24 protein-coding genes and 4 pseudogenes are annotated in these 25,321 nt (G+C 60.8%); 18 read left to right on the top strand and 10 right to left on the bottom strand.

Annotated elements, in window-relative coordinates; genetic code table 11:
• Position 1 precedes the first annotated feature (1 nt).
• Positions 2 to 982 carry a saccharopine dehydrogenase family protein gene (locus ACX3P0_RS04195; RefSeq protein WP_459086740.1) on the top strand — a complete coding sequence of 327 codons (981 nt, stop codon included), beginning with the start codon at positions 2 to 4 and terminating at the stop codon, positions 980 to 982.
• 164 nt (positions 983 to 1,146) lie between these two features.
• On the opposite strand, the pseudogene ACX3P0_RS04190 reads toward ACX3P0_RS04195, so the two are convergent.
• Positions 1,147 to 1,901: pseudogene (locus ACX3P0_RS04190) on the bottom strand (SDR family oxidoreductase).
• A 37-nt stretch (positions 1,902 to 1,938) separates the two neighbouring features.
• Positions 1,939 to 2,691, bottom strand: coding sequence for an SDR family NAD(P)-dependent oxidoreductase (locus tag ACX3P0_RS04185; RefSeq protein ID WP_459086739.1), 753 nt, complete (start codon positions 2,689 to 2,691; stop codon positions 1,939 to 1,941).
• A 163-nt stretch (positions 2,692 to 2,854) separates the two neighbouring features.
• Here ACX3P0_RS04185 and ACX3P0_RS04180 point away from each other — a divergent pair, with 163 nt between their 5' ends.
• The 3 genes and pseudogenes from ACX3P0_RS04180 to ACX3P0_RS04170 all read left to right on the top strand — a co-directional run bounded on the left by ACX3P0_RS04180 (position 2,855) and on the right by ACX3P0_RS04170 (position 5,397).
• A complete protein-coding gene (locus ACX3P0_RS04180; RefSeq protein ID WP_459086737.1) occupies positions 2,855 to 3,778 on the top strand; it encodes an AraC family transcriptional regulator in 924 nt (307 codons plus the stop codon).
• A gap of 350 nt (positions 3,779 to 4,128) precedes the next feature.
• Positions 4,129 to 4,723, top strand: a pseudogene (locus ACX3P0_RS04175) (tyrosine-type recombinase/integrase).
• Positions 4,702 to 5,397, top strand: coding sequence for a Crp/Fnr family transcriptional regulator (locus tag ACX3P0_RS04170; protein WP_459086735.1), 696 nt, complete (start codon positions 4,702 to 4,704; stop codon positions 5,395 to 5,397). The pseudogene ACX3P0_RS04175 and the gene ACX3P0_RS04170 overlap by 22 nt, the downstream one beginning before the upstream one ends.
• Positions 5,398 to 5,402: 5 nt before the next feature.
• On the opposite strand, the gene ACX3P0_RS04165 is transcribed toward ACX3P0_RS04170, so the two are convergent.
• Positions 5,403 to 6,881, bottom strand: coding sequence for a sulfatase-like hydrolase/transferase (locus tag ACX3P0_RS04165; RefSeq protein WP_459086733.1), 1,479 nt, complete (start codon positions 6,879 to 6,881; stop codon positions 5,403 to 5,405).
• 217 nt (positions 6,882 to 7,098) lie between these two features.
• On the opposite strand from ACX3P0_RS04165, the gene ACX3P0_RS04160 reads away from it, so the two are divergent.
• The 6 genes and pseudogenes from ACX3P0_RS04160 to ACX3P0_RS04135 form a co-directional block, all read left to right on the top strand.
• Positions 7,099 to 8,091 carry an ABC transporter substrate-binding protein gene (locus tag ACX3P0_RS04160; protein WP_459086731.1) on the top strand — a complete coding sequence of 331 codons (993 nt, stop codon included), beginning with the start codon at positions 7,099 to 7,101 and terminating at the stop codon, positions 8,089 to 8,091.
• A 101-nt stretch (positions 8,092 to 8,192) separates the two neighbouring features.
• Positions 8,193 to 8,915, top strand: a complete 723-nt coding sequence (locus tag ACX3P0_RS04155) for an ABC transporter permease (protein WP_459086730.1) — start codon at positions 8,193 to 8,195, stop codon at positions 8,913 to 8,915.
• Entirely contained in the window at positions 8,912 to 9,667 is a 756-nt protein-coding gene (locus ACX3P0_RS04150; protein WP_459086728.1) for an ABC transporter permease, read from the top strand. The genes ACX3P0_RS04155 and ACX3P0_RS04150 overlap by 4 nt, the downstream gene beginning before the upstream one ends.
• Positions 9,668 to 9,676: 9 nt before the next feature.
• Positions 9,677 to 10,501 carry an ABC transporter ATP-binding protein gene (locus tag ACX3P0_RS04145; RefSeq protein ID WP_459086726.1) on the top strand — a complete coding sequence of 275 codons (825 nt, stop codon included), beginning with the start codon at positions 9,677 to 9,679 and terminating at the stop codon, positions 10,499 to 10,501.
• A 109-nt stretch (positions 10,502 to 10,610) separates the two neighbouring features.
• Entirely contained in the window at positions 10,611 to 11,549 is a 939-nt protein-coding gene (locus ACX3P0_RS04140) for a formylglycine-generating enzyme family protein (RefSeq protein ID WP_459086724.1), read from the top strand.
• 331 nt (positions 11,550 to 11,880) lie between these two features.
• Positions 11,881 to 12,111 (top strand): annotated as a pseudogene (locus ACX3P0_RS04135) (tyrosine-type recombinase/integrase); the annotation flags it as partial.
• 294 nt (positions 12,112 to 12,405) lie between these two features.
• Here ACX3P0_RS04135 and ACX3P0_RS04130 read toward each other — a convergent pair.
• Entirely contained in the window at positions 12,406 to 13,302 is an 897-nt protein-coding gene (locus ACX3P0_RS04130; protein WP_459086871.1) for a LysR family transcriptional regulator, read from the bottom strand.
• Positions 13,303 to 13,519: 217 nt separating this feature from the next.
• Here ACX3P0_RS04130 and ACX3P0_RS04125 point away from each other — a divergent pair, with 217 nt between their 5' ends.
• The 6 genes from ACX3P0_RS04125 to ACX3P0_RS04100 all read left to right on the top strand — a co-directional run bounded on the left by ACX3P0_RS04125 (position 13,520) and on the right by ACX3P0_RS04100 (position 17,852).
• Positions 13,520 to 14,254 (top strand): SDR family NAD(P)-dependent oxidoreductase, encoded by a 735-nt coding sequence (locus ACX3P0_RS04125; protein ID WP_459086722.1) that lies wholly within the window; start codon positions 13,520 to 13,522, stop codon positions 14,252 to 14,254.
• A gap of 61 nt (positions 14,255 to 14,315) precedes the next feature.
• Positions 14,316 to 15,083: an SDR family NAD(P)-dependent oxidoreductase gene (locus ACX3P0_RS04120; protein WP_459081613.1), complete on the top strand. Its 768-nt coding sequence runs from the start codon at positions 14,316 to 14,318 to the stop codon at positions 15,081 to 15,083.
• A 27-nt stretch (positions 15,084 to 15,110) separates the two neighbouring features.
• Positions 15,111 to 15,710, top strand: a complete 600-nt coding sequence (locus ACX3P0_RS04115; RefSeq protein WP_459081612.1) for an NADPH-dependent F420 reductase — start codon at positions 15,111 to 15,113, stop codon at positions 15,708 to 15,710.
• Between the two features lie 69 nt (positions 15,711 to 15,779).
• Positions 15,780 to 16,172 carry a nuclear transport factor 2 family protein gene (locus tag ACX3P0_RS04110; RefSeq protein WP_459081611.1) on the top strand — a complete coding sequence of 131 codons (393 nt, stop codon included), beginning with the start codon at positions 15,780 to 15,782 and terminating at the stop codon, positions 16,170 to 16,172.
• 122 nt (positions 16,173 to 16,294) lie between these two features.
• Positions 16,295 to 16,927, top strand: a complete 633-nt coding sequence (locus tag ACX3P0_RS04105; RefSeq protein WP_459086720.1) for a class I SAM-dependent methyltransferase — start codon at positions 16,295 to 16,297, stop codon at positions 16,925 to 16,927.
• 112 nt (positions 16,928 to 17,039) lie between these two features.
• Positions 17,040 to 17,852 (top strand): SDR family NAD(P)-dependent oxidoreductase, encoded by an 813-nt coding sequence (locus ACX3P0_RS04100; RefSeq protein ID WP_459081609.1) that lies wholly within the window; start codon positions 17,040 to 17,042, stop codon positions 17,850 to 17,852.
• Positions 17,853 to 18,053: 201 nt separating this feature from the next.
• Here ACX3P0_RS04100 and ACX3P0_RS04095 read toward each other — a convergent pair whose 3' ends face one another.
• Both ACX3P0_RS04095 and ACX3P0_RS04090 read right to left on the bottom strand, forming a co-directional pair.
• Positions 18,054 to 18,977 carry a hypothetical protein gene (locus ACX3P0_RS04095; RefSeq protein WP_459086719.1) on the bottom strand — a complete coding sequence of 308 codons (924 nt, stop codon included), beginning with the start codon at positions 18,975 to 18,977 and terminating at the stop codon, positions 18,054 to 18,056.
• 121 nt (positions 18,978 to 19,098) lie between these two features.
• Positions 19,099 to 19,413 carry a hypothetical protein gene (locus ACX3P0_RS04090; RefSeq protein ID WP_459086718.1) on the bottom strand — a complete coding sequence of 105 codons (315 nt, stop codon included), beginning with the start codon at positions 19,411 to 19,413 and terminating at the stop codon, positions 19,099 to 19,101.
• Positions 19,414 to 19,421: 8 nt separating this feature from the next.
• Here ACX3P0_RS04090 and ACX3P0_RS04085 point away from each other — a divergent pair.
• A pseudogene (locus ACX3P0_RS04085) lies at positions 19,422 to 19,526 on the top strand (ATP-binding protein); the annotation flags it as partial.
• A 265-nt stretch (positions 19,527 to 19,791) separates the two neighbouring features.
• Here the strand turns inward: ACX3P0_RS04085 and ACX3P0_RS04080 are convergent.
• Complete coding sequence (locus ACX3P0_RS04080; protein WP_459086716.1) at positions 19,792 to 20,388, bottom strand: DsbA family protein; 597 nt, start codon at positions 20,386 to 20,388, stop codon at positions 19,792 to 19,794.
• A 106-nt stretch (positions 20,389 to 20,494) separates the two neighbouring features.
• Between ACX3P0_RS04080 and ACX3P0_RS04075 the strand changes: the two genes are divergently transcribed.
• Complete coding sequence (locus tag ACX3P0_RS04075; RefSeq protein ID WP_459086714.1) at positions 20,495 to 21,631, top strand: flavin-containing monooxygenase; 1,137 nt, start codon at positions 20,495 to 20,497, stop codon at positions 21,629 to 21,631.
• Positions 21,632 to 22,251: 620 nt separating this feature from the next.
• On the opposite strand, the gene ACX3P0_RS04070 is transcribed toward ACX3P0_RS04075, so the two are convergent.
• From ACX3P0_RS04070 to ACX3P0_RS04060, 3 genes are all read right to left on the bottom strand, one after another.
• Positions 22,252 to 23,553: a PQQ-dependent sugar dehydrogenase gene (locus ACX3P0_RS04070; RefSeq protein WP_459086713.1), complete on the bottom strand. Its 1,302-nt coding sequence runs from the start codon at positions 23,551 to 23,553 to the stop codon at positions 22,252 to 22,254.
• Between the two features lie 335 nt (positions 23,554 to 23,888).
• Entirely contained in the window at positions 23,889 to 24,431 is a 543-nt protein-coding gene (locus tag ACX3P0_RS04065; protein WP_459086712.1) for a DNA binding protein, read from the bottom strand.
• Between the two features lie 119 nt (positions 24,432 to 24,550).
• Positions 24,551 to 24,973: an exonuclease domain-containing protein gene (locus ACX3P0_RS04060; protein WP_459086710.1), complete on the bottom strand. Its 423-nt coding sequence runs from the start codon at positions 24,971 to 24,973 to the stop codon at positions 24,551 to 24,553.
• Between the last annotated feature and the right edge of the window lie 348 nt (positions 24,974 to 25,321).

Here is a 25,321-nt window from a genome sequence, read left to right as displayed (position 1 = left end):
CATGAAAAAACTGCTGATCTATGGAGCGACGGGCTACACTGGTCGCATGGCGGCCGAACATGCAAGTGCTGCTGGAACCCCTTTGGTCCTTGCAGGACGCAGTGAAGTAGCTCTTGCCCCGCTCGCCTTCAAACTCGGTGCTGAGTACCGGGTCTTCGCACTTGATGACGCCGTGGCGATCGATCAGGCTTTGGCGGATATTGCCGTCATTTTGAACTGTGCGGGTCCCTTCATGCGGACGGCAGAACCGCTGATGGTAGCTTCCATCCGTAATGGCGTGCACTATCTCGACACCGCGGCCGAACTCGACAGCTACCGCCTTGCCGAAGCGCACGACGACGATGCGAAGGCGGCGGGCGTCATGCTCCTGCCCGGCGGCGGTGGCAGCGTGGCGATGCTGGGCTGCCTTGCAGGACATACCGTTCGAAGGGCAACGAATCCTCGGAAGATCAGGATCGCCCTGCATGTCGCAGGCGGCATGTCACGAGGATCAGCGGTCAGCGCAGCCGAAAATCTCGCAGTCGAAACCTTCCAGCGGGTCGACGGTAGACTGGTCAGCAAGGCAGCCAACGACATTCAGTTCGACTTCGGCAAGGGTGAGATCGATTGCTTCCCGGTGACGCTGCCGGACCTCATCACGATCTGGAAGGCGACGAATGTCCCCAATATCGAGACCTTCGTCCATGTCACGGGAGACGGTTTTCCGCAGGGTGATCTTTCTGCGCTCCCCGACGGTCCGACCGAGCGGGAGCGAGTGGCGAACCGATATCAGGCGGTCGTCGAGGTGGAGGACGCACAGGGGACGGTCTTCCGTTCGGGTCTCGACACCGTGAATGGATATACTTTCACAGCAATGGCTGCGGCCGAGGCAGGTCGCCGGGTGCTGGCAGGCGAGGCGCGTCCGGGGTTCCAGACGCCCGCCGGACTGTTCGGAAACGGCTTCGCCGAGACGATCGCCGACACCACGATCGTCGACACCTAATCCGGCTCACCGCGATACGCTAATAGTGAACCAATGACCGAGGCAGCCGAAGTTACCGCCTTCCGTCCAGCCGACGGTTGAAGTTGGTCAAGGTCGTTTTCCTTTTTCTTCAAGAGGATCGAGCGGACGCCGTTAAGAATCGGCGTCCGCTGCGGCCGAGCTAATCAGACCTGTGCCTGGCCGCCGTCTGCGAATATCTCCGCGCCGTTGACGAAGCACGAGTCGTCCGATGCGAGGAACAGCGCCACCTTCGCAATCTCCTCTGGTTCGCCGACCCGACCGAGCGGGATACGGGTTCCGAGATAGTCGAGCATACCCTGCTGCTGGGCCGGGTCATCGCCTGCAAAGTCGAGGAGGAACGGCGTACGGATCGGTCCTGGACTCAGCACGTTCACACGCACGCCAGCCTCCTTCAGATCGAGCACCCAGCTACGGGCCAGATTCCGTACGGCAGCCTTGGATGCCGAGTAAACGCTGAACGCCGCCGCGCCCTCGATGCTGGCGCTGGAACCAGCCAGGATTATCGACGCGCCCTTTGCAAGAAGGGGCAAGGCCTTCTGGACCGTGAAGATCACGCTCTTTACATCCGGGCGAACGTGTCGTCGATCTGCTCTTCGGTGATCTGGTCCAGTGGCAGCATGGATCCTCCACCAGCGTTGGTGAACAGGACGTCGATGCGGCCCGCTTCCGCCTTGACCTGATCGATAAGGCGATCAAGGTCGGCATTGCTTGTCGAGTCGGCGAGGACACCTGTCACCTTGCCACCGATCTCAACCTCCGCGGCCTTCAGAGCGTCTTTACGACGTCCGGTGATGAAGACATGCGCGCCCTCGGCGGCGAAAAGCTTGGCGGTCGCAAGGCCGATGCCGCTCGTGGCACCGGTGATGACGGCAATCCTGCCGTCGAGTCTGTGAGACATTGTCATTCTCCGTGTCGTTGGATTTGATTGGCTCGGTTCAGTATCCGACGCCGCGTACGCCGCCAGCAGCCCGGATGGACTCGCCCGTTACCCAATGCGCGTCATCCGAAGCCAGAAAGACCGCAACAGGTGCAATGTCCTCGGGTTCGCCGAAGCGCCCGAGCGGCGTGCCCGCGATCAGCTTCTCGCCGAGTTCGCCCGCGAAATTGCCGTCTGTCGCAGGCGTATTGGTATGGCCGGGAAGGATGGAGTTCACCCGGATGCGGAGCGGTCCTAGTTCGCGGGCGAGCGCGAATGTCATCGTATCGACCGCGCCCTTCGTCGCGGCGTAGACGCTGGAGGCGAGATACGGATCAGTGCTCAGGATGGAACTGATGTTGATGATGCTGCCCCCGCCATCGCCGAAGAGTTTCAGCGCTTCCCGGATAGCCAGAAAATACCCGAGCACGTTGATGTTGAACTGCTTGTGGAAAGCCTCTTCGGTCAGGTCAGCGACCATCTCGAAAACTGCGATGCCCGCATTGTTCACCAGCACGTCCACTTTGCCGTGATCAGCTTTCACTTTCTCGAACAGGCGAACGACATCCGCCGACCTGCTCATGTCCGCCTGTATGGCCACGGCCCTCCCGCCTGCGGCCTCGATCGACGCGACGACTTTATCCGCACCTTTCTTGCTGCTGGCATAGTTCACGACGACGGTCGCACCCTCCGCGCCGAGCGCCCTCGCTATGCCCGCGCCGATGCCGCTCGATGCCCCCGTCACGACGGCGATTTTTCCACTTAGCTTCATTTGATAACCTCACTCGATGGCTTGCGTCCCGAAGCCACCCGGCCTCATCGACATCTTCAGATGTGGGTTATCGCGCCGCCGCCCGTGTGCCGGTTCCTCTCTTATCCTTGCCTATTCTTCTCACTCGCTTGTGGCGCGGGAGGTTTGTCGCCATAATCGCGATATGGAAAACGCGATGGACGAACTGCGCAGCCTCGTGATGCGCGCCGGCGACAAATGGACTGCAACCGGGATTCCTCGTGTGGCAATGGTTCGCAGTGAAGCCTGCTCGGATCAGGTCTATGAGCCGATGCTCCATCTGGTCCTGCAGGGTTCAAAGAGCCTGTCGATCGGCGACCACGTCCTGCAGTTCGAGCCGGCGACGTATTTCGTCGTTCCGGTCGATATTCCAGCCATCGGCCAGATACGCTCGGAAAGATCGGGACGTCCTTATCTCGCGTTGAGCCTGACCCTGGACCCTGCCGTCATCGCCGCGATGCTGGCAGATCACAACCAGGCAAGCTCGCAGCAGCAGGCCCCAGACTTTTTGGTTTCCGCCGCCACGCCGGAACTAGTCGATGCCTGGCTTCGCATGATGCGACTGGTGGACCGCCCGGACGAGACCGCGATGCTGGCACCGATGTTCGAGCGCGAAATTCTCTTCCGAGTCCTGCAGGGGCCGCAGGGGGACATGCTCCGGCAGATTGCGCGTACGGACAGCCGATTGTCCCAGGTTCGTCGTGCCATCGACTGGATCCGTGAACACTACACCGAACCTTTTCGCGTCGAGCCTCTCGCGGCGATGACGGGAATGAGCGTCGCTGCTTTCTATCGCCACTTCAAGGCGATCACCGCGATGACGCCTATCCAATATCAGAAGAAGCTTCGACTTCTGCAGGCGCGGCGACTGCTGCTGTTTGAGCGTCGCGACGCAGCCTCTATTGCCTTCTCCGTCGGATATGAAAGTGCGTCTCAGTTCAGCCGCGAGTATGCGCGCATGTTCGGCCTGCCTCCGGTTCGGGACATGGCTCGTTTCAAGTCACCGACTTCCGCCGACAGAAACGCCTCGATCGGCTCGTCCCCCGAAGCCGCAGCGTTGGCTGCCTGAGCCGCGGGACCAAACAAGGTCACTCAGCCGATCCGGATCTGGACTGGGCGGCCGAATTCGAAACCAGATCCGATGGGCACGCGCTTCTGCTCCAGGCACAGAAACCGTGTCCCCATGCGCCGCCCTCAGGAAGCGCTTGGTCCGCTTCTGGAGATGTTTGCTGTCGGGAAAGCGTTAGGGGCACTTTTATGGTCGACAAGAGGCCGCGTGCCGCTATCGCTGTCTTGCTGTGTAAAGTTCAGCTTATCCAGTTTCTTGGCCCGAAATCGGACAGGCAGCAGACGGCCCCGGAGCTGTAGCTCGGGCGTTATTCGTTTCTCCATTGGCCAATCAAGGTCAAGGAGAACTGAATGGGCTACTGTCAATATGATACTGCCATTCAGGGCCGCGCTGCTTGGAAAGCTGGAAAGACGGTTGGCACGAAGCGGCCTTTCACACAAAAACAAATCTGGGCGATTCGCTTCTTCCTCGATCGTGCCAATCCTGATCTTGACCAAGTCGCGGCCGCGTAGCTTGCTGTCGATCGCCAGATCGAAAAGAGCATGGTCACGAACGCGCCCTTTCGCTGGGCCGGAAATACGCACGCGTGCGATTGTCATTCAGCAGAAGACAGGTCGCCCGGTACAGTTCGAGTTGATCAGCGATGTACGGGCCAGTCTCTTGGTCTGGCTCGAGAGGCGAGGCGGCACAGTCCATGACCATGCATTCCCGAGGCGGATCAACCACGCACACCACATGAGCACGAGGCAGTACGCCCGCCTTGTCGATGAATGGGTAACTGCGATTGGTCTGCGACGAGCGGAGTATGGCACCCACTTGCTGCGACGAACGAAAGCATCAATGATCTACAAGCCGACTGGCAATCTGCGCGCTGTACAGATCCTCGGCCATACCAAGATCGAGAACAGGGTAGCGGGACCATTATGTCGGTCAATCAAGCACTAATCGGTTCGAACCCTTCGTTGCAGGCGCTTTCACCTGAAACGCTGGATGTTCTGTCGGCCAAGGCCATCGTTCGCCGTCTGGCTCATGGGGAGCTATGGGTTTCACGCACCGAGCGGGCGAGCGGCATCGCCATCATCGTGGAAGGGGGGCTGCGCTCGACCACCTTCACGGCGGAAGGCAAGGAATATGTTTTCTCTATCATGAAGAAGGGAGACATTTGGGGCCTCGTATCGACCATCGACGGTGTACACAATGCCAACGATGTTTATGCGCATGGCGACACCACAATTCTCACTATCGACCGGCGGACCACGCTTGCCTGCATGGAGGCGCATGCGGACTTCAGCCGATGCTTGATGGAAATCCTCTGCCATCGGCTGCGCATGGCCAACAAGGTGCTGGAGGATCGCGCGCTCCAGCCGATCGATGTCAGGCTGGCGCGATTGCTTCTCAGCCTTCGCGGCAATGCGGGTTCAGGAGCCCATCCCGACGAAGTCCACATCACACAGGAGATGCTGGCCAAGATGCTGGGCTGCACGCGCCCGACGGTGAACAAGAAACTTCAGGAGCTCGAGTTCGACCGGATCATAGAGGCCTCATATGGATACATCCATATCAAGGACCTCGGCCGGATAATGAAGCTATCCGGCCAGAGCGATTATTTCTATTTCTGAGACGCCTATTCCGGCGCCTGAGGGACAGGGTTGCCGTCTGCCAGCCAGAGATCCCAATCGGCGCCGTTCAGATGCTTGTCGGCAAACATTGGGTGTTCCGCCGTGGCATCCTCAGGCCGCCCGAGCTGACCGCAGCCAGTCACGCCCTTGGTCGAAGCATCGCGCCGTGGATCGACATAGTTCTTGAACCAGGCGAAGAGTTGTTCACGCAACGCGCCAAGACGATTGTCCAAGGCCGGTACGTCTATGCGGTTCACCCGTTCTTCCGGATCGTTGATAAGGTCGAACAGTTCGTGCGGGCCATCCGGATAGCGGTGGACATATTTCCAATCCCTGGTGCGCACCATCCGCACGGGGCCGTACTCGTCGTAGACCACCACCCCACCGGTGTCGGGCAGCGAGCCTCCCACCAGCAGCGGCTCGAAGCTGCGGCCCGGCTTCTTGTGGGTTGGCTGCTCGCTCAAACCCACATAATCGAGCAGCGTCGGGAAGACGTCATAGCCGCTCAGCATGTCGTCACTGACAAGCCCGCCCGGGATGCGGCCGGGCTGGGCGATGATGCACGGAACCTTGATCGAGGTGTCGTACATGTTCTGCGGACGTGTGCCGTTGCCCTTGCCCCAGATGCCGTGATGGCCGCAATTCATGCCATTGTCGCCCATGAAGATCACGAGTGTCGATTCCGTCAGCCCCTGGCGCTCGATCTCGGCGATCACATTGCCTATCGCCGCGTCCATCGCTGTCACGGAGGCAAAGTAGCCGATCAGGCTCTCGCGGCGCTGTTCCTGGCCCTTGCCGACGGCGGCCGCACCGCCGGCGAAGTCGGGATGCGGCGGTTCGTCCGGGCAGGACAGGAAGGCACAGTCCTCATAGAGGTCAGTAAATTCCTTCGGATGCGAATCGATCCATGGATAGTGCGGTGCAGTGAAGTTCAGGCTGAGCCAGAAGGGTTCTGGTCGTCTCGCTTCGTCAGCTATGAACGTGGCCGCACGCGTGCCCAATTCTTCGGTGATATAGCCAGGCATGGTGATAGGATGATCCTCGTCCACCATCGGCGCATCGTAGTACGGCCCCATGCCGGATTGGTGGGCGAGCCATTTGACGAAATTCGCGCGCGGCCGGTCGCTCGCGCCCAGATGCCACTTTCCGATCAGCCCACACCGATAGCCGTTGTCTGCGAAGACGTCGGTCAGCAAACGCTGGCCCGCCAGGTAATCGATCCGGCTGTCACCCATACTGCCAACCCGGATCCAATCCTGTACGCCATGCCGAGAAGGAATGTCACCCGTCAACATCGATGCGCGCGCGGGCGAACATACTGGCGACGTGCAGAAGAAGTTCTCGAAGCGGATGCCAGCAGACGCCAGGCGGTCGAGCATCGGCGTCTTGATTTCGCTGTTGCCGGCGCAACCCAATGCCCACGCGCCCTGATCGTCGCTGACGATGTAGAGGATATTGGGGCGACGGGGGTCTCTGCTAGCCATGCTTGCTCCTGCAGCCGCAATTCGGCCTGGAGTAGTTTGGATTTGGTCGCCCATGTCGGTCAATCGCGGCGCAACGGCAAGATTGTAAAGTCGCGAACATTCTCGCCTCACATTTGCTGCAAGGGTATGCAGACGGGATGCCGGAGGAGATTGGCAGGACCGCTCATCCGGCACACCGGACTCAAGGCGGCTCGTGCCGCGAACCAGGGAGGTGAATATGAAGATCAATCGTCGAGTACTGCTCGCTGGAGCCGCGGCGGCAGCCGCTATTGCCGGCGCGGGTCCAGGACATGCCCAGTCTGCTGGGAAGACGCTCAATATTGGCTTTTTCCCCGTCGTCTCGCCGGTGCCGATCATGCAGGCGCAGAAACAGCTCGAAGAGAAGGGCTATACTGTAAATTGGGTGCCGATCAGCCAGGGCCTTCCCGGAGCCGCCAGCGCGCTTGCCGCAGGACGGCTGGACATGAGCTGGGGCAACAGTGTCTCGGCCGTTGTCATTTTCTCCCAGTCGCCGGAGTCCGCACAATTCGTCGGCCAGTCCTTCGTCAACGCAAACGTGACCGTCGTGGCCACAGATAGCCCGATCAAGTCGGCCGCCGATATCCAGAACAAGAAGGTGGTCGTCAGCGGCCCGAAAACGGCTTCCACCCTGTTCTTCAAGATCGCGCTCAAGAAAGCGGGGGTGGATCCAGACGCGAATGAATATTTCGTATCTGGCACGGGCCCGGGAATGATCGGTGTACTGGATTCCGGTGGCGCGGAGGTCGTCGCGGGTTACGTTCCCTATGTTTCCGACATGGTGCTGAAGAAGATCGGCCGTGTTCTCTTTACCGGTTCCGACGCAATCGGCCGCGCCGCACCCGGCGACGGCTTCATTGCAAGCACAGCCATCATAAAGGCTAATCCGCAGGCGGTGAAGGACGTGCTTGCCGCGCAGGCGGCGGCAACCGACTACATCAAGTCCAATCCCGATGAGGCCTACAAGCTGATGGCCGAGTTCGCCAAGGTTGATGAAGAAGCGGTGCGCTACTCGTTCGAGAATAATCTGATCGGTGTTGCCGAATCCTATGTTCCCGACATGGACGGAATCGTCGAAACGGTGCAGGTTGCGCAGGAGCTCGGCTTCGCTCCCGAGGGTGTTGACCTTCCCGCATACGCCAAGACATTCAATAATGTCGATCTGGCGAGCGAGGTCGCGAAAGCCCGCTGACGACTTGCTTCCACGGGACATCGACAATGGCAAGCTCGGCAACCGATGGCGCACGCATGCGGCTGACTTTTCTAAGGCCGCTACTTCTGGGCGCCGTCGGCATGGCCGGCCTGCTAGTCTTCTGGACTCTCATGGCGTTCTGGCTGCGTGGGGGAGGAGGGGTAATCAGCCGGCTTCCCACGCCCGCCGCCGTCGCCTCCGAACTGTTCGAATATGCTGGCGCCGATCTGTGGCGTGACCTTGCTGCAAGCCTTGAGGTTTTCCTGGCCGGCTGGGTCACAGGCTGCGTTGCTGCGGCCGTCTCCGGTATATTGATCGGACGCTCTCGCATTTTCGCGGGCCTGTTCGAATCGGTGATCGAGGCGTTGCGGCCCGTCTCCAGCATTGCTTGGGTGCCGCTCGCCGTCGTCTGGTTCGGCTTCGGGTTCACCAGCAAGATTTTCCTCGTCGGCTTGGCCGTCTTTCTGGTGGTGATCGTCTATGCGATCGACGGCTCGCGCCGTATTCCTAGCGATCTGGAGCGAACGGCGTCGATGCTCGGCATGACACGGATGCAGCGGTTCCGCGCGTTGGTTCTTCCGGGAGCGTTGACGGAGATTCTGATCGGTGCGCGCGTGGCGCTGATGTCCGGCTGGGGCACGGTGATCGTAGCCGAACTGGTTGCGGCCGATTTCGGCCTGGGGGCTCACTTGATTGCCGTGCAACAAAGCTATGATGTGGCGGCAGTCATGGCGACGATGGTCTGCTTCGGCATCGCGGGCTTCATCATGAACGCCGTCTTCACCGCCCTGGAGACCAGGCTTATTCCCTGGAGGGCCGAATGAGCAGGATGCAGGTCCTCGACCGTATTGCCCTGCCTGTGATCGGTGCCGCCATCGTGCTTGCCATCTGGCAGAGCACCATTGCTTACTACGGACTGGCGCGCATCGTGCTGCCGACGCCCCTGGAGGTGATGAACACGCTCTGGAAACTGCTCGGCAGTTCCGGGTTCTGGCATGATATTCAGATCAGCCTGAAAGAATTCTTTCTCGGCTACATCATCGGCGGCCTTCTCGGGGTCGCAATCGGCGTCCTCATCGGCGTGCGGCAGGACGTGCGCCTGGTGCTCGGTCCCGTCATTGAGGCGATGCGTTTCATCGTGCCGTTCGCCTGGATACCGCTCACCGTGCTCTGGTTCGGAACCAGCCTTACAGGCAAGGTAGTTCTGGTTGCCTATGCCGTCGTCTTCGTCATGATCGTCACGACCGCGAGAGCCATTGTCACGGTCGAGCCGACGCTGACGCGGGTCGGCGTGATGCTTGGAATGCGGCCCTGGGAGATTGCGCTCAAGGTGCATCTGCGGGCGGCGGCGCCCGCCATAGCCAGCGGCGCGAAGGCGGCCGCGGCCGTGGGCTGGATTGCCGTCGTCGCCGCTGAATACATCGGCGCCAGCGCAGGCCTTGGCGTCATGATCACCAACGCGTCCATGTCGCTCGACACATCTACGGTCATTGCGGGGATGATCGTGATCGGCATCATCGGCGCAGTCGTAAGCTGGCTGGTCGGCGTCATCGCTGGCACCTGGCTGAATTACTAGGAGGTCCCATTGTCGTCGATTAGCCCAAAGACCGATGAAACGGCCTCACCGCAAGGACTCCGGGCTCAACCCGACGGACTGGCTTTCGAGGAAATTTCCCACACCTATGTGGCCACCAACGGCACGACGCCGGTTTTGAAGAATGTCAGCTTCTCGGTGGAGCCGGGGCAAGTCGCCTGCGTCGTCGGCCCTTCCGGTTGCGGCAAGAGTACGTTGCTCAGTCTTGCCGCCGGCCTGATGGACCCGACATCCGGAATCACACGTTGGAGGGGCAAGCCAGTCAAGCCCGGCACCAATCCCGATCTTGGCATGGCCTTTCAGCAGCCGGGTCTGTTTCCATGGCTGACCGTCCGAAAAAACGTCGCGATCGGCCTGATCACCCGCGGCATGGCTCGACATGAAGCGGCAAAGCAAGCGGACGACGTCCTGGAAACGGTCGGCCTGTCCGGGTTTGGCGACGCCTATCCCAAACAGCTGTCCGGCGGCATGGCGCAGCGCGTTGGCATCGCGCGGGCGTTAGCGCTCCGCCCCAAGCTTCTGTTGATGGATGAGCCTTTTGCCAGCGTCGATGCCTTCACACGCCTCAAGCTGCAGGCCGAGTTCAAATCGCTGCTCAAGCTCGACAAGCCGACCGTGCTTTTCGTTACCCATGACGTGTCCGAGGCGATCCTGCTCGGCGATATGATCGTCGTCATGTCGCCGCGTCCCGCAAGCGTGCAGAAGATCATCCCCATCGCCAAGGAAGATCGTGACCGCGCGGGACCGGGCTACGCCCGCAAGATGACGGAGGCGCTGCAATGCCTCGGCGTCGAGACCAATCTCAGCGGCGACTGAGGGTGCCTCCGATGGCACACTATCCTTTGCCCAAGGTCGCAGCCGTCACGGGGCTGCGTCCGACGCGGCTTGAGCTAGCAACTGTTACCATCGCCAGGAGGCATTCGGTATGGAAGGTTTCCCCTGTTGTGCACCGCGCCACAACCCGGTGCCTGGTGACACGGCTCAATCTAGAGATTTCCGGCGGTCCGGCGGTCGAGACGAGGAACACATCGTCTGGCTGGGCGGTGGGCGCAGCTATTGCGGAACTCATAGGGCAACCATCAAGGGCGGCGGGGAGGAGCACCGTTCCGTCCGGGTTCAGCCCTTCGGTATCGATCGCTTCGCCGTCACCAACGTCCGCTTCCTGGCGTTCCTCGAGCAAACCAGTTACCGGACCGAAGCGGAGGTGTACAACTGGTCCTTCGTCTTCAAGGATGCACTCGATCCGATGACGCGAGCCTCCACCCAGCGGGTGGCCGAGGTTCCCTGGTGGCACAAGGTCGAAGGCGCGAACTGGAGTCGGCCTGCCGGCCCGATGTCATCGATAGACAAAATCATGGATCACCCTGTCGTGCATGTCAGTTGGAATGACGCCGTCGCTTTCGCGGGATGGGCCGGAGGACGTCTGTTGACGGAGGGTGAATGGGAATTCGCGGCACGAGGGGGCAAGGATGTCGTCTACCCATGGGGCAACGAGGACTCGCCCGAGGACAATCCCCATTGCAACATCTGGCAGGGCAGTTTTCCCGACCAGAACCTCGCAACGGATGGGTATGAGGGGACGGCCCCAACGAGTGCTTTCGAGCCTAATGGCTATGGTCTGTACAATATGGCCGGCAATACCTGGGAATGGTGTGCCGAACCGTTTCGCGTCAAATCCCTGGCCTCTGCCGGCAAGGCACGGAATGCGATGGCCCGCCAAGAAGGGGAGAGGCTGTTGAAGGGTGGCTCCTTCCTGTGCCACCGTAGCTATTGCCACCGTTATCGCATTGCGGCCCGCATGGGGCGGTCGCCGAACTCGACCACGTCACATATCGGTTTCCGGTTGGGCTACGACGGGCGATAATTCCGCTACAGCTTGCGGTCTATCCTTGCCCGCTTTCAGCAAGGCGATCCTGCCAAGGCGAACGAGCGGACTGCGGCGGACCAGCTTTGTTGGCCAAAGTCAGCGCATGTCAAATCCAGCAGCCCAGAGTAGCGGCTCCGATGATCGCTTTGAACGAGCAGAACTATTCTTTATAAGGTGCGGTGTCCGCAACGGGTCATGTCACGACGATGCTCATGCCGACTCGAATGTCCTCTTCTGAAGATTCGAGACCTGAAGCTGCCCGTCCGCTCACGGCCCCTGAGCGGTAATGCCGAAATACCGTTTCTCCTATGGCCAATCAAGGCCAAGGAGGCAGTACGCCCGCCTGGTTGACGAATGGGTGACCGCGATCGGTCTGCGTCCGGAGGAGTATGGCACCCACTCGCTGCGTCGCACGAAGGCATCGATGATTTACAAGGCGACAGGGAATCTCCGAGCCATCCAAATCCTGCTGGGGCATTCCAAGATCGAGAACACCGTTCGGTACCTTGGCGTAGACGTCGAAGACGCACTGCTCTTAGCAGAGCGAACTGAAATTTGACATCGGGGCGGTCATCTGACGCACCCACGGATGACCGCTTCAGCCTTCGGATTACTTTGCTGTTCTAGCTGTTCTTGGGTGGATTGCTGCCTGACAGCTCTGGGAAGTCTTTTGACGCAAGCTGACGTTCAGCCAGTCCAGTCCTCCTTTGGTTAAGCGCCTCCGGGACGGTTGCCGGTCATTCCTTCCGAAACACGATTTTTCGGACAGGGCGCTCGTGCCCGTCGTCACGCATGGCTGCTACGGTCTCGACAACGGCATTGAAGTCATCGCCGACGCGGTACCAGTTGCGCGTCAGTCTCGCGACGTCGACAGCCCCGCGAGAAGCGGAGCGTATGTGGCGAGCCTGCGGGATACGAACTCCGTGAGGAGCCGGACGCGCTTCGTCTTGCGTGTCTCCCCCTGTGTAAGAAGCCAGAGCGTGCCGTACAGGTGCAGGTCGGTGCCCGGCACCCTCACCAGCAGGGGATCGGCATCTCCGACGAAGCACGGCAGCGTCGCGATCCCGAGGCCTTGCCGTACCGCAACGATCTGCGTTGCGGCGTCCGTCGTCCTGAAGGGAACGCCTGTGGTGCACACCTCACCCTCGCTGGCCCAGTCCGGAATGCCATGCATGCTTATGACGATCCACCGGATAGGATCAGGCGCGCCCGCACGCCACGCGGCCAGTCGATCGCGAGACATGTAGACGCCGCCGAACAGCTCCGGTCCCTTCAGGCCGTGAAGATTGAGCGGCAGGGTCTTGCGGTCGTAGACGACGCGGATCGCCACGTCGGCCTCTCGGTTGGTGAGGTTTGCCAGCTCGCCGGACGACAGGATGTCCATCTCGATGTCCGGATGCAGACGCGCGAAATCGGCGAAGTCCGGCATGAGCAGGTGTGTCGCAAGGATCGGTGTCAACGTCACCCGCAGGAGGCCGCGCACGCTCTGGTCGCGCCCGAAGACGCGGGTCTCCAGCTGGTTCGACGAGGCTTCCATCTGGTTCGCGAGCTCGAGCACCTCCTCGCCCGCGGCCGTCAGGCGGTAGCCAGAGGGCAGCTTCTCGAACATCTGTGCCCCGAGGCGGTCCTCGAGCTGGGCGATGCGTCGCAGCACCGTCGCGTGGTTCACCCCCAAGCGCTTGGCGGCGGCCCGGACCGAGCCGCCACGCGCTGCGGCAAGAAAGTAGCGAACGTCATCCCAGTCGATCATGGTGCATTCCGCGCCGGCAGCCGCGCCTTCCGAAACGCAGCCTAGCACGCCGAGCCGCAGTGCGCTCGACTGTCGTGGCTTTGAATCCTGGAGCTGGATCGTTTTTGCACCAGCGATGTGCGCCATTCCGCACTAACCGCCCGACTGCGGCGGACCTAAGTTGAGGTTCTCGGGGTCATCCCGAACGACCAAAGCCGCAAGCTTGGAAGGATAAGTCATGAACAGACTGAATGGAAAGACCGCAGTGATAACCGGCGGCGCCACCGGCATCGGCCTTGCCGCTGCAAAGCGCTTCATCGAGGAGGGCGCCTTCGTCTTCATCTTCGGTCGCCGCCAGGAAGCGCTCGACGCGGCGGTGGCGGACCTTGGGTCCAATGCCCGCGCGGTAAAGGGCTCGGTCTCCAATCTGGCCGACCTCGACCGACTCTACGCGGCGGTCAAGGCCGAACGCGGGACCCTCGACATCGTCTTCGCCAATGCCGGAGCGGGAAGCCCGCTTCCGCTCGGCAAGATCACCGCCGAGCACATTGACGAAACCTTCGATACCAATGTGAAGGGTACGATCTTCACGGTCCAGAAGGCGCTGCCGCTGATGGGCCAGGGCGGTTCGATCATCCTGACCGGATCGAGCGCCGGCACCACGGGCGCCCCGGCATTTAGCGCCTACAGCGCGAGCAAGGCGGCCGTGCGCAACCTCGCGCGGACCTGGGCGGAGGACCTGAAGGGCACCGGCATCCGGGTGAACGTGTTGTCGCCGGGACCGACGGCGACCGAACTCGCAAAGGCAGCGCTTGGCGAGGAAGGCCAGAAGGTCTTCGCCTCGATGAATCCGCTCCAGCGCATGGCCGATCCAGCGGAACTCGGGGCGGCGGCTGCCTTTCTCGCGTCCCCCGACAGCAGCTTCATGACCGCCAGCGAGGTCGCCGTCGACGGCGGACTGGCGCAAATCTGACGCGCTCGCCGACTGAGCGCTCCAGTAGTCCGATTATGCACACATCCACGGAGAAAATCAGATGAAACGACCTCTTAAAGGAAAAACCGCTCTCGTTACCGGGGCGTCGCGAGGCATTGGCCGCGCCATCGCCGAACGTCTTGCAAAGGATGGAGCGACGGTTGCGCTGACCTATAACGCTAGTAAATCCGGCGCAGACGAGGCGGTCGCGGCCATCGAGAAAGCTGGAGGGACTGCGTTCGCGATCCATGCGGACCTCGTTGACGCCGCGACCATCCCCACCTTGTTCGAGAGACTCGACGAGGAGTTCACCAAACGGAATGGAAGCAAAGCCCTCGACATTTTGGTCAACAACGCTGGCAATTCCGGCTATGTTGGATTCAAAGACGCGACGCCAGACAGTTGGGATACCCTGATCGCGGTTTACGCCCGGGCGCCCTTCTTCATCGTTCAAGCCGCAATGAGCCGTCTCGCCGATCGCGCACGCATCATCAACATCTCTTCCGCCGCCGCTACGAAGCCCGTGACGGCCGCGCCGATCTACTCGATGGCCAAAGCGGCCATCAACAACCTGACCCATGCGCTCGCGTCCGAGCTGGGTCCGCGCGGAATTACCGCGAACGCCGTGGCGCCGGGCTACACGCGCACGGACGGCAATTCTGCCATGCGAGAGGATCCCGAACTCGTAAAGGCGGTCGAGGCCGAAATCGCGCTGGGACGCTTTGGCGAGCCTTCGGAAATCGCCGCCGTCGTGGCGTTCCTGGCTTCCGATGACGGCCACTGGGTGACCGGCCAGACGATTGAGGCGAGCGGTGGCTACAAGCTTTGACCGCCCAAAAAAACCAAGGAGAAGAAAATGAGCTATGCAATCATCGGCTTTGGCAATGTAGGCCAGGCCCTGGCCAAGGCATTTGCCCGTAAAGGCATCGAAGTATCCGTTGCAACCACGCGCGATCCGGAAAGCTTTGCATCCGAAGCGGCCGCGATCGGACCCACGATCGTTCCCAAAACTCTGGCGGACGCGGTCAAGGCGGACATCATCTTTCTGGCTGTCCGTTTCGAGCAGCACCCGGATGTCGCCAAGGCGCTGCCGACCTGGCAGGGAAAGACCATCGTCGATGCCACCAATGCCTACGGCGTCTCTCCTGAGAAACTGGGAGGACAGCCTTCCGCCAAGGTCGTGGCGCAGGCCTTCGCTGGCGGCAAGCTGGTCAAGGGCTTCAACCATGTGGTCGCCCCGGTGCTTGATCAGGATCCGGCCGTACATGGTGGTCGCAGGGTCGTGTTCCTGGCGAGCGACGATGACGATGCGGCAGCGGAGATTGGTGTGCTGGCGGAAAACCTCGGTTTTGCGCCGATCAAGCTCGGCGGCCTTTCGGAAGGTGGGCTGCTGGTCCAGGCGCACGGAAATATTTGGGGTCACCTGATCTTCAAGGACCTGGTCAAGTTCGACTAACGAGCGAGACGTCCCGGCAGAGACACGCTCGCGAGCGAAGCCACGAGCGCTCAAAATGGAGAAACTCCCATGAGCATCGAGAAAAACGTCCAGACCGTGAAAGCCTTCTTCGCCGCGATCGGCCGCGGCGACAGGGACGCCTTGCTTTCGCTGGTTGCCGAAGACATCGAGTGGATCATCCCCGGCAAAGACTGGCCGCTGGCCGGAACGCGCCACGGTCACGCCGGGCTGACGGATCTGCTCGAGACGGCATCCACCTCGATAGAAACGTCCACGGAGCCCCGCGAGTTCATCGCGCAAGGAGACCGGGTCTTCGTCGTCGGCTTTGCCAGGGGAAGGATCAAAGCGACGAACAAGACGTTTGAGGACGACTGGATCTTCGCCATCACGGTCCGGCACGGCAAATTGACCAACATTCGGGAGTACGTGGATACACAGGCACTAGCGCGGGCCTCGCAATAGAACGCCTCCGGGCCTCCTTAGCGCTGGCCCCTGTGCGGCCATCGTGTCGGTGCACGCGGTGGATCAGCCGTCGGTCGCCGCCCCGCGCTCTCGTCGAATACCCAACCGTAAGGAAGATTCCGATGTACGATCAATCCAGGCTATCCGAGTTGATCCGGTTCGCACGCGTCGATGCTGGCTCCACCGTCATTGATGTTTACCCAGGCGACGGCGACTGGACCCGTCTCTTCTCCGACATCGTGGGACCCGAAGGACGGGTCACCAGCTTCGTGCCGGCCGAAGTCGCCGACTTCAAGAACGATCCGGTCGGCCAAATGAAAACGCTCGCGAAGGAGCCGGGCCGGGAGAACGTCGAAGCCGTCTCGGCGGACCTCGTCGCAATGCCAGAGGCCACGCAGCCAGCGGATGTCGTGTGGTTGCACCTGTTCTACCACGATCTCCACACCGCCCTGATCCAGAAGAAGGGTGCGACGGCGGCCGACTTCAATCGAGCCGTCTACGAGCGACTGAAACCCGGTGGGTACTACGTTATCGTCGACCACGCGGCTGCTGCGGGCACGGGCACGAACGACACCCAGTCGCTGCATCGGATCGACCCCGCCTTTGTCCGCGCGGAGGTCGAGGCGGCTGGCTTCGTGATGGACGCGGAAAGCACCGTGCTCGCAAACAAGGACGATCCGCACTCGATCAAGGTGTTCGATCCCTCGATCAAGGGCAAGACCGATCGCTATGCCTATCGGTTCGTAAAGCCCTGACAGTGACCCATCCGCCTGCCGAGGAGGTCAGTTCTCCCAGACCTGAGGGAGTTCATTGAAACTCCCAGCCGCAGATTCAGCATCTTGAAATCGTACGTAGAGGAAGAAAAGTATGAACATTGAACTGAAGGGCCGCACGGCAATCGTGACGGGGTCTACCGCGGGCATCGGCCGTGCGACGGCGGAAGGGTTGGCTCGTGCCGGCGCTTCGGTCGTCATCAGCGGACGCACGCAGGCCCGAGTTGATGAAGCGGTGCGTCAGATGCGCGACGCGTTTCCGGAGAGCGGCATCTCCGGCATCGCCGCCGATCTTTCAACCGCCGCAGGCGCGGACGCATTTCTCGCGCAGGCACCAAATGCCGACATCCTCGTCAACAACGTCGGCACAGCATTCATCCGGGACTATAACGGCATCGAGGACATCGCGAATATTCCCGACGAGGATTGGCTCAGTCTGTTCCAGCTCAACGTGATGAGCGGCGTTCGCCTGTCGCGTCACTATCTCCCGCGCATGGTGGCGAAGGGCTGGGGTCGTGTCGCGTTCGTGAGCAGCGAGTCCGCAGTCAACATTCCCAAGGAGATGCTGGACTATGGCATGACAAAGACCGCGCAACTCGCCGTCTCGCGCGGTCTGGCCGAAGCAGTCGCGGGCACGGGCGTCACCGTCAACGCCGTCCTGCCAGGCCCCACCAGGTCCGAGATCATGGGCAACTTCTTGGCGAAGCAGGCCGAAACGAACGGCGTCACACAGGAGGAGGCCGAGCAGGGCTTCCTGGCGGCCCTTCGCCCGACCACTCTCATCCAGCGCTTCGCGACCACGGACGAGGTCGCCAATATGATCGTCTACATCTGCTCGGAACAGGCTTCCGCGACCAGCGGCGCCGCGCTCCGCGTGGACGGCGGCGTTGTGCGCTTCATTGCCTAACCCTGATCGTCCGGGATTTAAGCACTCGGTGCGTTGTTCGTCCAGCAACGGGTGCTTTCGGCGTTGCGATCAAATTGGCTAAACGACGAGACTGGGGTGGTCGTAAGCGGTCCGTCTGGTCCAGGCGTCAACTACAGAATAGATGACGTTCCCTCGCGGATGGCAGAGCGACCGCTTTCGTTGCCGGGCGCAGCCGGATGTTCAATCCGGCTTCAGTCGAGTGATCTCGATCTTGACGTCCCGCCGGAATTCGCCCGCCACGATACGCGTGTCGAGTTGGACACTGCGCATGAATCCAGGCGTGGGGTCCCATGTGAAGATCCCGCCCTCGATGGCCTCGACGCCGCCTGCGAGGGCTTTCTCGACCAGCGCCTGGACCTCGGCTCGCTCGGCCGTGTCAGTAATTGCCTCCACAAGGTTCCGCAGTTCCGGGCCTATATGGCTTCTCGCAGCTTCCGCATTGGGAGCAAGGCGCCAGACGATCAGCATGTCGTCGCTATCCTCGAGCTTGCCGCCCTGGATCTCCAAGGTTGAGCCTGCGATCTGGAACCAGGACGGAAGATCCATGTCCTGAACGACTGCAACCGTACCGGCCCGGTTGAAAGCGCGTATGTAGCCGATCCCGGTCGCCCAGAACGGACGCAGGACGGCATTGATGCCGTTGGCCTCGAAGAGGGGGAGGGCGCGGACGATCGCCGCGGCGGTTTTTGGATCCGCGACCTGAGGTAGCTGATCGACCAGCCGTGCTTTGATTGCCTGCCAGTCTGTCTCGGTCAGCACGCCATGCAGCATGCTGAGAGTGTAGGTCTGTCCTTCGATCGCCTTGGCGATGAGGTAGCTGGCATCTTGCGCTGCTCCCTCTCGCCCGTTCACCGCCTCTATAGAGAAAGTGCCGGAGTGTTGCCCGTTAGGCTCTTCAGCCATGACCCTCAGGTGCACCTCGTGCGTCCAGTCGACCACCTTGCGGGTCGAGCCAAAGGTCTGCTCGTGCCGGTAGTCGACGCGGTAGATGATGTCCTTGCCGAGCGGGGGAAAAAAGCCGAACCGAAGCGTTTCGGCGCTCTCCTGCGCCATGGCTCCCACAATCATCATTCCTGTCAGCAGCAACGTCCAGATATTCCGCATGGTCGTGGCCTTCCGCCGGTTGGCACCAAGCCGATTACCTACGCCCAGCTCCAGCCTGTCAAGTTCACCACGACGAGTGCGGCAGGGCTAAATCATGAAACGATATCCGAACCGCATTGGGTCAACGGGAAGCGGTTAAGGCGCGATACTGTCTCTGACGGAATGAGCGGTCAATCACGGCAAGAATCAAGCCGGCTACGCCCAGAGCGACCCCGCTTACCGCCAATATCAGCGGGACATTGGAGAGCTCATCATTGCGCTCCCGGAGGGCGAAGCCAACGCCTGCCGTCAGAAAGAAGAGGACTGCGGCAATCAGGCCGATGCGAATTCTCAGTCCCCAGAAGTCTGGTTTCACGATCACGCGCCGAACGATCACGTCCTGGAAATGGCGCAGCACCGCCGCGGCCTGAGCCCGTGCATTTGCGTCGACGGGCATCCGTGTTCGGCTCCGAACGGCTCACCGGCGCGCTCCTGGACCGCCTCACGCATCACGTCCATATCCTTGAGATGAACGGCGACAGCTTCAGGCTCGCCCACAGCAAGCGTCGGTCACGCCAAGCCCGGTCGAACCGCCGTCGGACGCCGCCCCTCAGGCATGACCGCGACAAGCAGGAAAGGTCCCGATCGGGCCTTTCCTGCTTGCGTCAGTGCCGCACTTTTACTCCGGCCACGCGCTGCAAAGTCCCTCCGGCGTTGACAGAAGCGCACATCCAGCGCAGCCGGCGACCCTTCGCGTGCTATCGCGATCTCTGCCATTAGATGCCCCCAATGTCCGCCGGAACAAGCGGCAGAGACTACATCTGCGACGGGAGCGTTATGCGGTAGCTCGTGCGTGCCAGGCTAGGGCATCTTCAACGCGGTCGTCGCCCCAGAATATCTCCTGGCCAACACTGAAAGTTGGAGAGCCGAAAATGCCGAGGCTCCTCGCTTCATTGGTGGCGGAGACAAGCCCTTCTACACCCTCGTCCGCGTCCGCCCGGTCGAGAATGGATTTCGGATCGGCGCCGGCGTCACTGATGCTTTCGGAAATATTGGGCTCGCTGCCGGCCGGCACGCCCTCCTCGAACCATTGCCTGTAACTCGCGCGCGCATAGGCGGCGCACCATCCTTCGAACGCTCCGATAACAGCGACGCGGTTGGCGCGCTCCAACTCAGTTAACGGATATGGAACCGGAAACTTCGGCGAAAGCCCATGAACCGCCGAACGTCGTTCGATGTCGCGCCACATATAAGCGGCTTTGATCGGCTTCTTTGCAAAAGGAATATTATCCATTTCGATCATGATCGATCGAACGTTGAACGGTCGCCAACGGAAGACGACGCCAGTGTCCTTCTCGATCTGGGCAAGGCGCATGACCGACAAATAGCTGTAGGTACTGCCGATCGAGAACCAGAAGTCGATCGTCGCCATTGTCTTCCATCCTTTCCGGCGTAGACACGTTGGTCAACCACAATAGCAAAGTCGGCGACGTTTCCGCAATTCTGTCTTAGATTGAAAGTTTGTCACCGGGCATACCATGCAGCATGTTCAGACCGTCGTTGTTGGAGCTGGTCCGGCGGGACTCGCCTGTGCGTCCGCGTTGAAGAGTGTAGGCCTCTCTGCAATTGTTCTCGAAAAGGCACAAACTGTTGGCGCGACCTGGCGTGGCCACTATGATCGCCTTCATCTCCACACTCACAGAAAGCAATCTGGGCTGCCCGGGTTTCCGATACCGAGCAGCTATCCGAAGTATCCCTCACGGGATCAGGTCGTCGCCTATCTCGAGAAGTATTCAGCGCATCATGGGATCAGGCCTCGGTTTGGCGCGCATGTCTCGCACCTCGGCGCCGCGCCATCGTACACGGCAGGTTGGCTTGTCAAAACGGGGGACATGACACTGGCAGCCCGCAATGTCGTCGTCGCCACGGGAATCGCTTCATGGCCCAGGCGGGCGGAATGGGCTGGCAAAAACAGCTTTCCCGGACGAGTCCTTCACTCAAGCGAATACGTTAATCCGAAACCGCTCCAGGGAGGCCGGGTTCTGGTTGTTGGTTTCGGCAACTCAGGCGGCGAGATAGCCATGGAACTCGCAAACGCAGGCGTCGATGTAACTGTCTCTGTGCGAAGCCCCGTGAATGTCATCCCGCGCGAGCTTTTCGGTATCTCGATCGTGACCTGGTCGATCCTGGAACAACCTTTCCCTTATCGACTCATGGACGCCCTGAACAAGCCTTTGCTCCGGCTCGTGCTGGGCGATCTGCAAAAGCTTGGACTGCGTCAGGCAGATAAGGGACCACTGGCCCAAGTCGTCGAAGATCGGAAGATCCCGATCCTCGACATCGGGACACTGGATCTCGTTCGGCGCGGCAAGATCTCTATTCGAAACCGCATTGTGCGGATATCGGAGGCCGACGTGCACTTCGCTGACGGATTAATTGAGAACTTTGACGCGATGATTGAGGCTACTGGCTACAGTCCGGATTTACGTACGCTTCTGCCAGAGCATGAAAGTGCACTCGACGGTTCTGGGGGGCCTAGATCCTGTGGATCCGAAACTGACTATCCCGGACTTTATTTTTGCGGGCAGATCCCGGTCTCAACTGGACAACTGCGGCAAATAGGAATGGAGGCGCGGCGCATAGCGTCGTTGATAAAGGCTACTCGATGCGAATGAGGGTTCTAGCGCGCGCTCCAGCCAGCGGCTAGGAGCCGGGCGGGCCTGCAAATGGACAGCCTGGCCGGCCGAGTCGTTACTTCTAACTAGCGTCCGAGCCAGAGCTCATCACCCCGCCTAGACACTGACCAGCGCTGAATGGTCGCGAAGCGAGTCCCGCCGCCCCCACAGCATCGGTGGGCTCTGCGCTTGAGGGTCGCAAACGGTTGGATGTTGCGGCTTCACCTGCAACCTGGAGCCGCTTTCCTCGCGGTCGCCAAGTCGCTTCGCGGGTGAGCCTACCTACGCCCTTGAGGAGAACGACGCTCGCCTCAAGCGACGGCATAACAGCGGGAAACAAGCCCCGCTGTCACGCAGATCTTTGAATTGCCGACACAGATTGACTGATCAGGATTCACCCGCCAATCGACGGCCGATTTGTTCCACAGCGGAGCGGCCGTTTACCGCCAGATTTTCTCCATCACCGGACTGTCTGCTCCCGGCCCCATTCCCGTCGAAACCGATCCACAGCGGACGTCAGCTCGCCTGCGATGAAAAACTGACGTGAGGCCGATGCTGCCAATCCGATATGAGAGCGGGTAAGCACAAACACACGGGAAAGTTTCGTCGTCACCCCGCGCTCAGGTGCCGGTAACGCGCCAGATGACGTCGCCCACATCGTCTGCCATCAACACCGCGCCGTCGGTCGCCAGCGCCACGCCAACCGGGCGGCCATAGGAATATTTCTCGTCCGGCGACAGGAAATCGGTGAGAATTTCACGCGGCATTCCCACTGGCTTGCCCTTCTCGAAGGCGATGAATGCCAGCTGGTAGCCCGAGAGCTTGGAGCGGTTCCACGACCCGTGCTGGCCGATGGCCATGCCCGACGGAAAGCCCGGCAGTGTGCCCTCAGGCAGCCAGCAAAGACCCAGCGAGGCCGTATGCCCGCCTAGCGCATAATCGGGCCGCAGCGCCGAGGCCACTTTGGCGTGGTTCTGCGGCACCCGATCGTCGACAACCCGGTTCCAATAGCAATAGGGCCAGCCGTAAAACCCGCCATCGCTGACCGATGTCAGATAGTCAGGCGGCGTCTCATCGCCCAGCCCATCGCGCTCATTGACCACCGTCCAAAGCATCCCTTCCTCGGGCTCCCAGGCCATGCCCACGGGATTGCGCAAGCCACCGGCAAAAATACGGGACTGCCCCGATTTGAGGTCATATTCGTGGATGCAGGCGCGGTTTTCTTCCGCAGCCATGCCCGCGTCGGCGATATTGCTCAGCGACCCCACGGCCACGTAAAGCTTGGTGCCATCCTTGCTGGCAATCAGATTACGCGTCCAATGCCCGCCGGGCACCAGATCCATTAGCTTTCTAGCCGGGTTGGAGATTCTCGTCGCGCCCGCCTCGTAAGGATAGGCCAGAAGCGCGTCGCTGGCTCCGACGTAAAGCGTCTCCCCGACAAGCACGATGCCGAAGGGCTGCCGGACATTCTCAATATAAGCGTAACTTTCCTCAGCCACCCCGTCGCCGTCGCCATCGCGCAGCAGCGTCACGCGGTTGGGGCTGTCGCCGGAAGCGCGCGCCCGCTGCATCGTGGCCGACATGGCCTGGTCGAACAAGGTGCGTGGATTCCCCGTTTCGCCCATCGCTTCAGCCACCAACACATCGCCATTGGGCAGCACATGCATATTGCGGGGATGCACCAGTCCCCGCGCAAAGGCATTGACCTTTAGCCCGGCGGCCGCCGTCGGCTTATGCTCGCCCTCCCACCCCTTGGCCGTCGGCATCTTCAACGTCGGTATCTTGCCTTGCGGTTTGGCCTCCGGAATGACCGGCGCCGTGCCATAGACAGGCGCTCGCGCGCTATCACCCGAATGACGAATGGCAACAACGCCTTTGCTGACAAAGGCAATAAATCGGGCGAATGGGGAAGACTCGGCCATGGGTCGTCTCTGATAATGAGGGAAATAAGCGGAGCCCAGACGCTAACGCCTTTGCGCAACCAGCACTAGAAGGGGCGAAGAATTAGAAAATGAGCAAACAGACTACGAAAGGAGCCAGCAAAGGCCGACAGCAGACCGATCCCTTCGGCAGGAAAGGGGTGGGGAAACAGACAGGCGGCTTTCGGTCGGCGACTTGGGAAAGCAGACATTCATCCAAAACTCCGGCCTTTAAGCCTTGCGCCCAGTTCTGGTCATTCATTGAGACGGACCAGCATCGCAAAAAGCGGCCATTATTATGCTCACCTGTGGCTGGTTCGCATTTCCGAGCCTTCATCTCAACTCCTGATAACACGCACGCGATAGCTGAGATGTCCAAGCTGCTCCACCAACACAATCGACCCGGGAACAACCGCGTTCGCCTCAAAGAACGATCGAATCCAACCGCGTTTACGAAAGAATTTCTTCTTTCCATCGAGATCAGTCTGGACCGGAGATGTACCACCCCATTCCACGACTATCTCGCAAGCAGCGGCACTGTCGCGATTTGGTCCACCGATTGCCTCAGCGGGAAACTTATCGAAGAAGCTGCGTAGATAAATGTGGTTGTGGTCGATATTGCCCTGCGCAACCTCTGATGTCCCTAGTTGGCGCACGGTGTCGGTCGTGGGCGGAACACCATGATCAGGTGCCGACTTCGTGGCTGACGCAGCCGAAGGCTCACGCAGAGTCGGAGGTAGCGGCGGCGCGATGCGAACTGCCCGTTGGATGCACGGAGCAGTCTGCATGTGCGCCTCAGCCTGCAGGACCACCTCTGCTGATGCGCGGGCATCCTCGCCAGCATCGTGATGCGCGAAGCTTAAGCCCAAATGACTCTTCAATGGCGCGAGGCCATGGCCGCCGTTCCCTTTGATCTTGGGCCAGGCGCAACGGGCGACTCGGACGCTGTCCTGCCATGTCCAGGTCGGCAGAGTCAGCCCATCACGGGTGCATGCCGCGGCTATGGCACTCTGATCGAAGGGGAGTGCTGATAGACGGTCTGGTCCGCCAAGGCATTCTTCAGCATCGGAAACACCTGGTCGAACGTTGGGGCACCCTGGACTGTGCGCGCGGTGATCCCGTGAATCCTGCTATAAGACCAATCGTTGGTCTGTGGGTCGATATATGTCACCCAGGTCTCGATCGTTTTATCTGGTCGAACACAAGCAACGCCGATCTGGCAAATGCTCGCCCGGTCATAGTTCGCGGTTTCGACATCAAGTGCGAAAAACCTGAATGTGCCTGAAGGAAAATCGGGAGGTGAAAGCCGTATCGGCGACAACGCCCCCGAGGAAGGGACGAAGCACGAAAAGCGCTGGCGCTGACGCTCGATGGCCGCGAGCCTGTCCTGCCCCCAACCCGACCGGGCGGGCAATGGTCGCATCCACCAGATCCACAGGTTCGTCGTAGACCGCCATGGCCCGCCCATTCCAAGCTATGGCATTGGCGGGCGCGATCGCCAGGATTTGGCGTTCCAGCGAAGCGATCTCGAGATCGTCCGGAACCGGAACCGGCACCCAGACCGCAGCGCAGTGTTCGGCGACGAAGGCATTGCGCAGCGCCTTTGCGTGGGCGGCATCGGGACCCGTCGTAGGGTCACGCCTGATCGAGGCTTGGCGGTAGGACTACAACGTGGCTCACAATGGCAACACCCCGGCGGAATTTGCCGAAATATCAAGCCTGTGCCATGATGGGCAGGTCAAAATCGCCGCCGGATTTTAACGTTCGACCT

Source organism: Mesorhizobium sp. A556 (assembly GCF_054489545.1).
The sequence above is the reverse complement of the archived record's forward strand: the minus strand, read 5'-3'. Positions and strand labels throughout refer to the sequence as shown.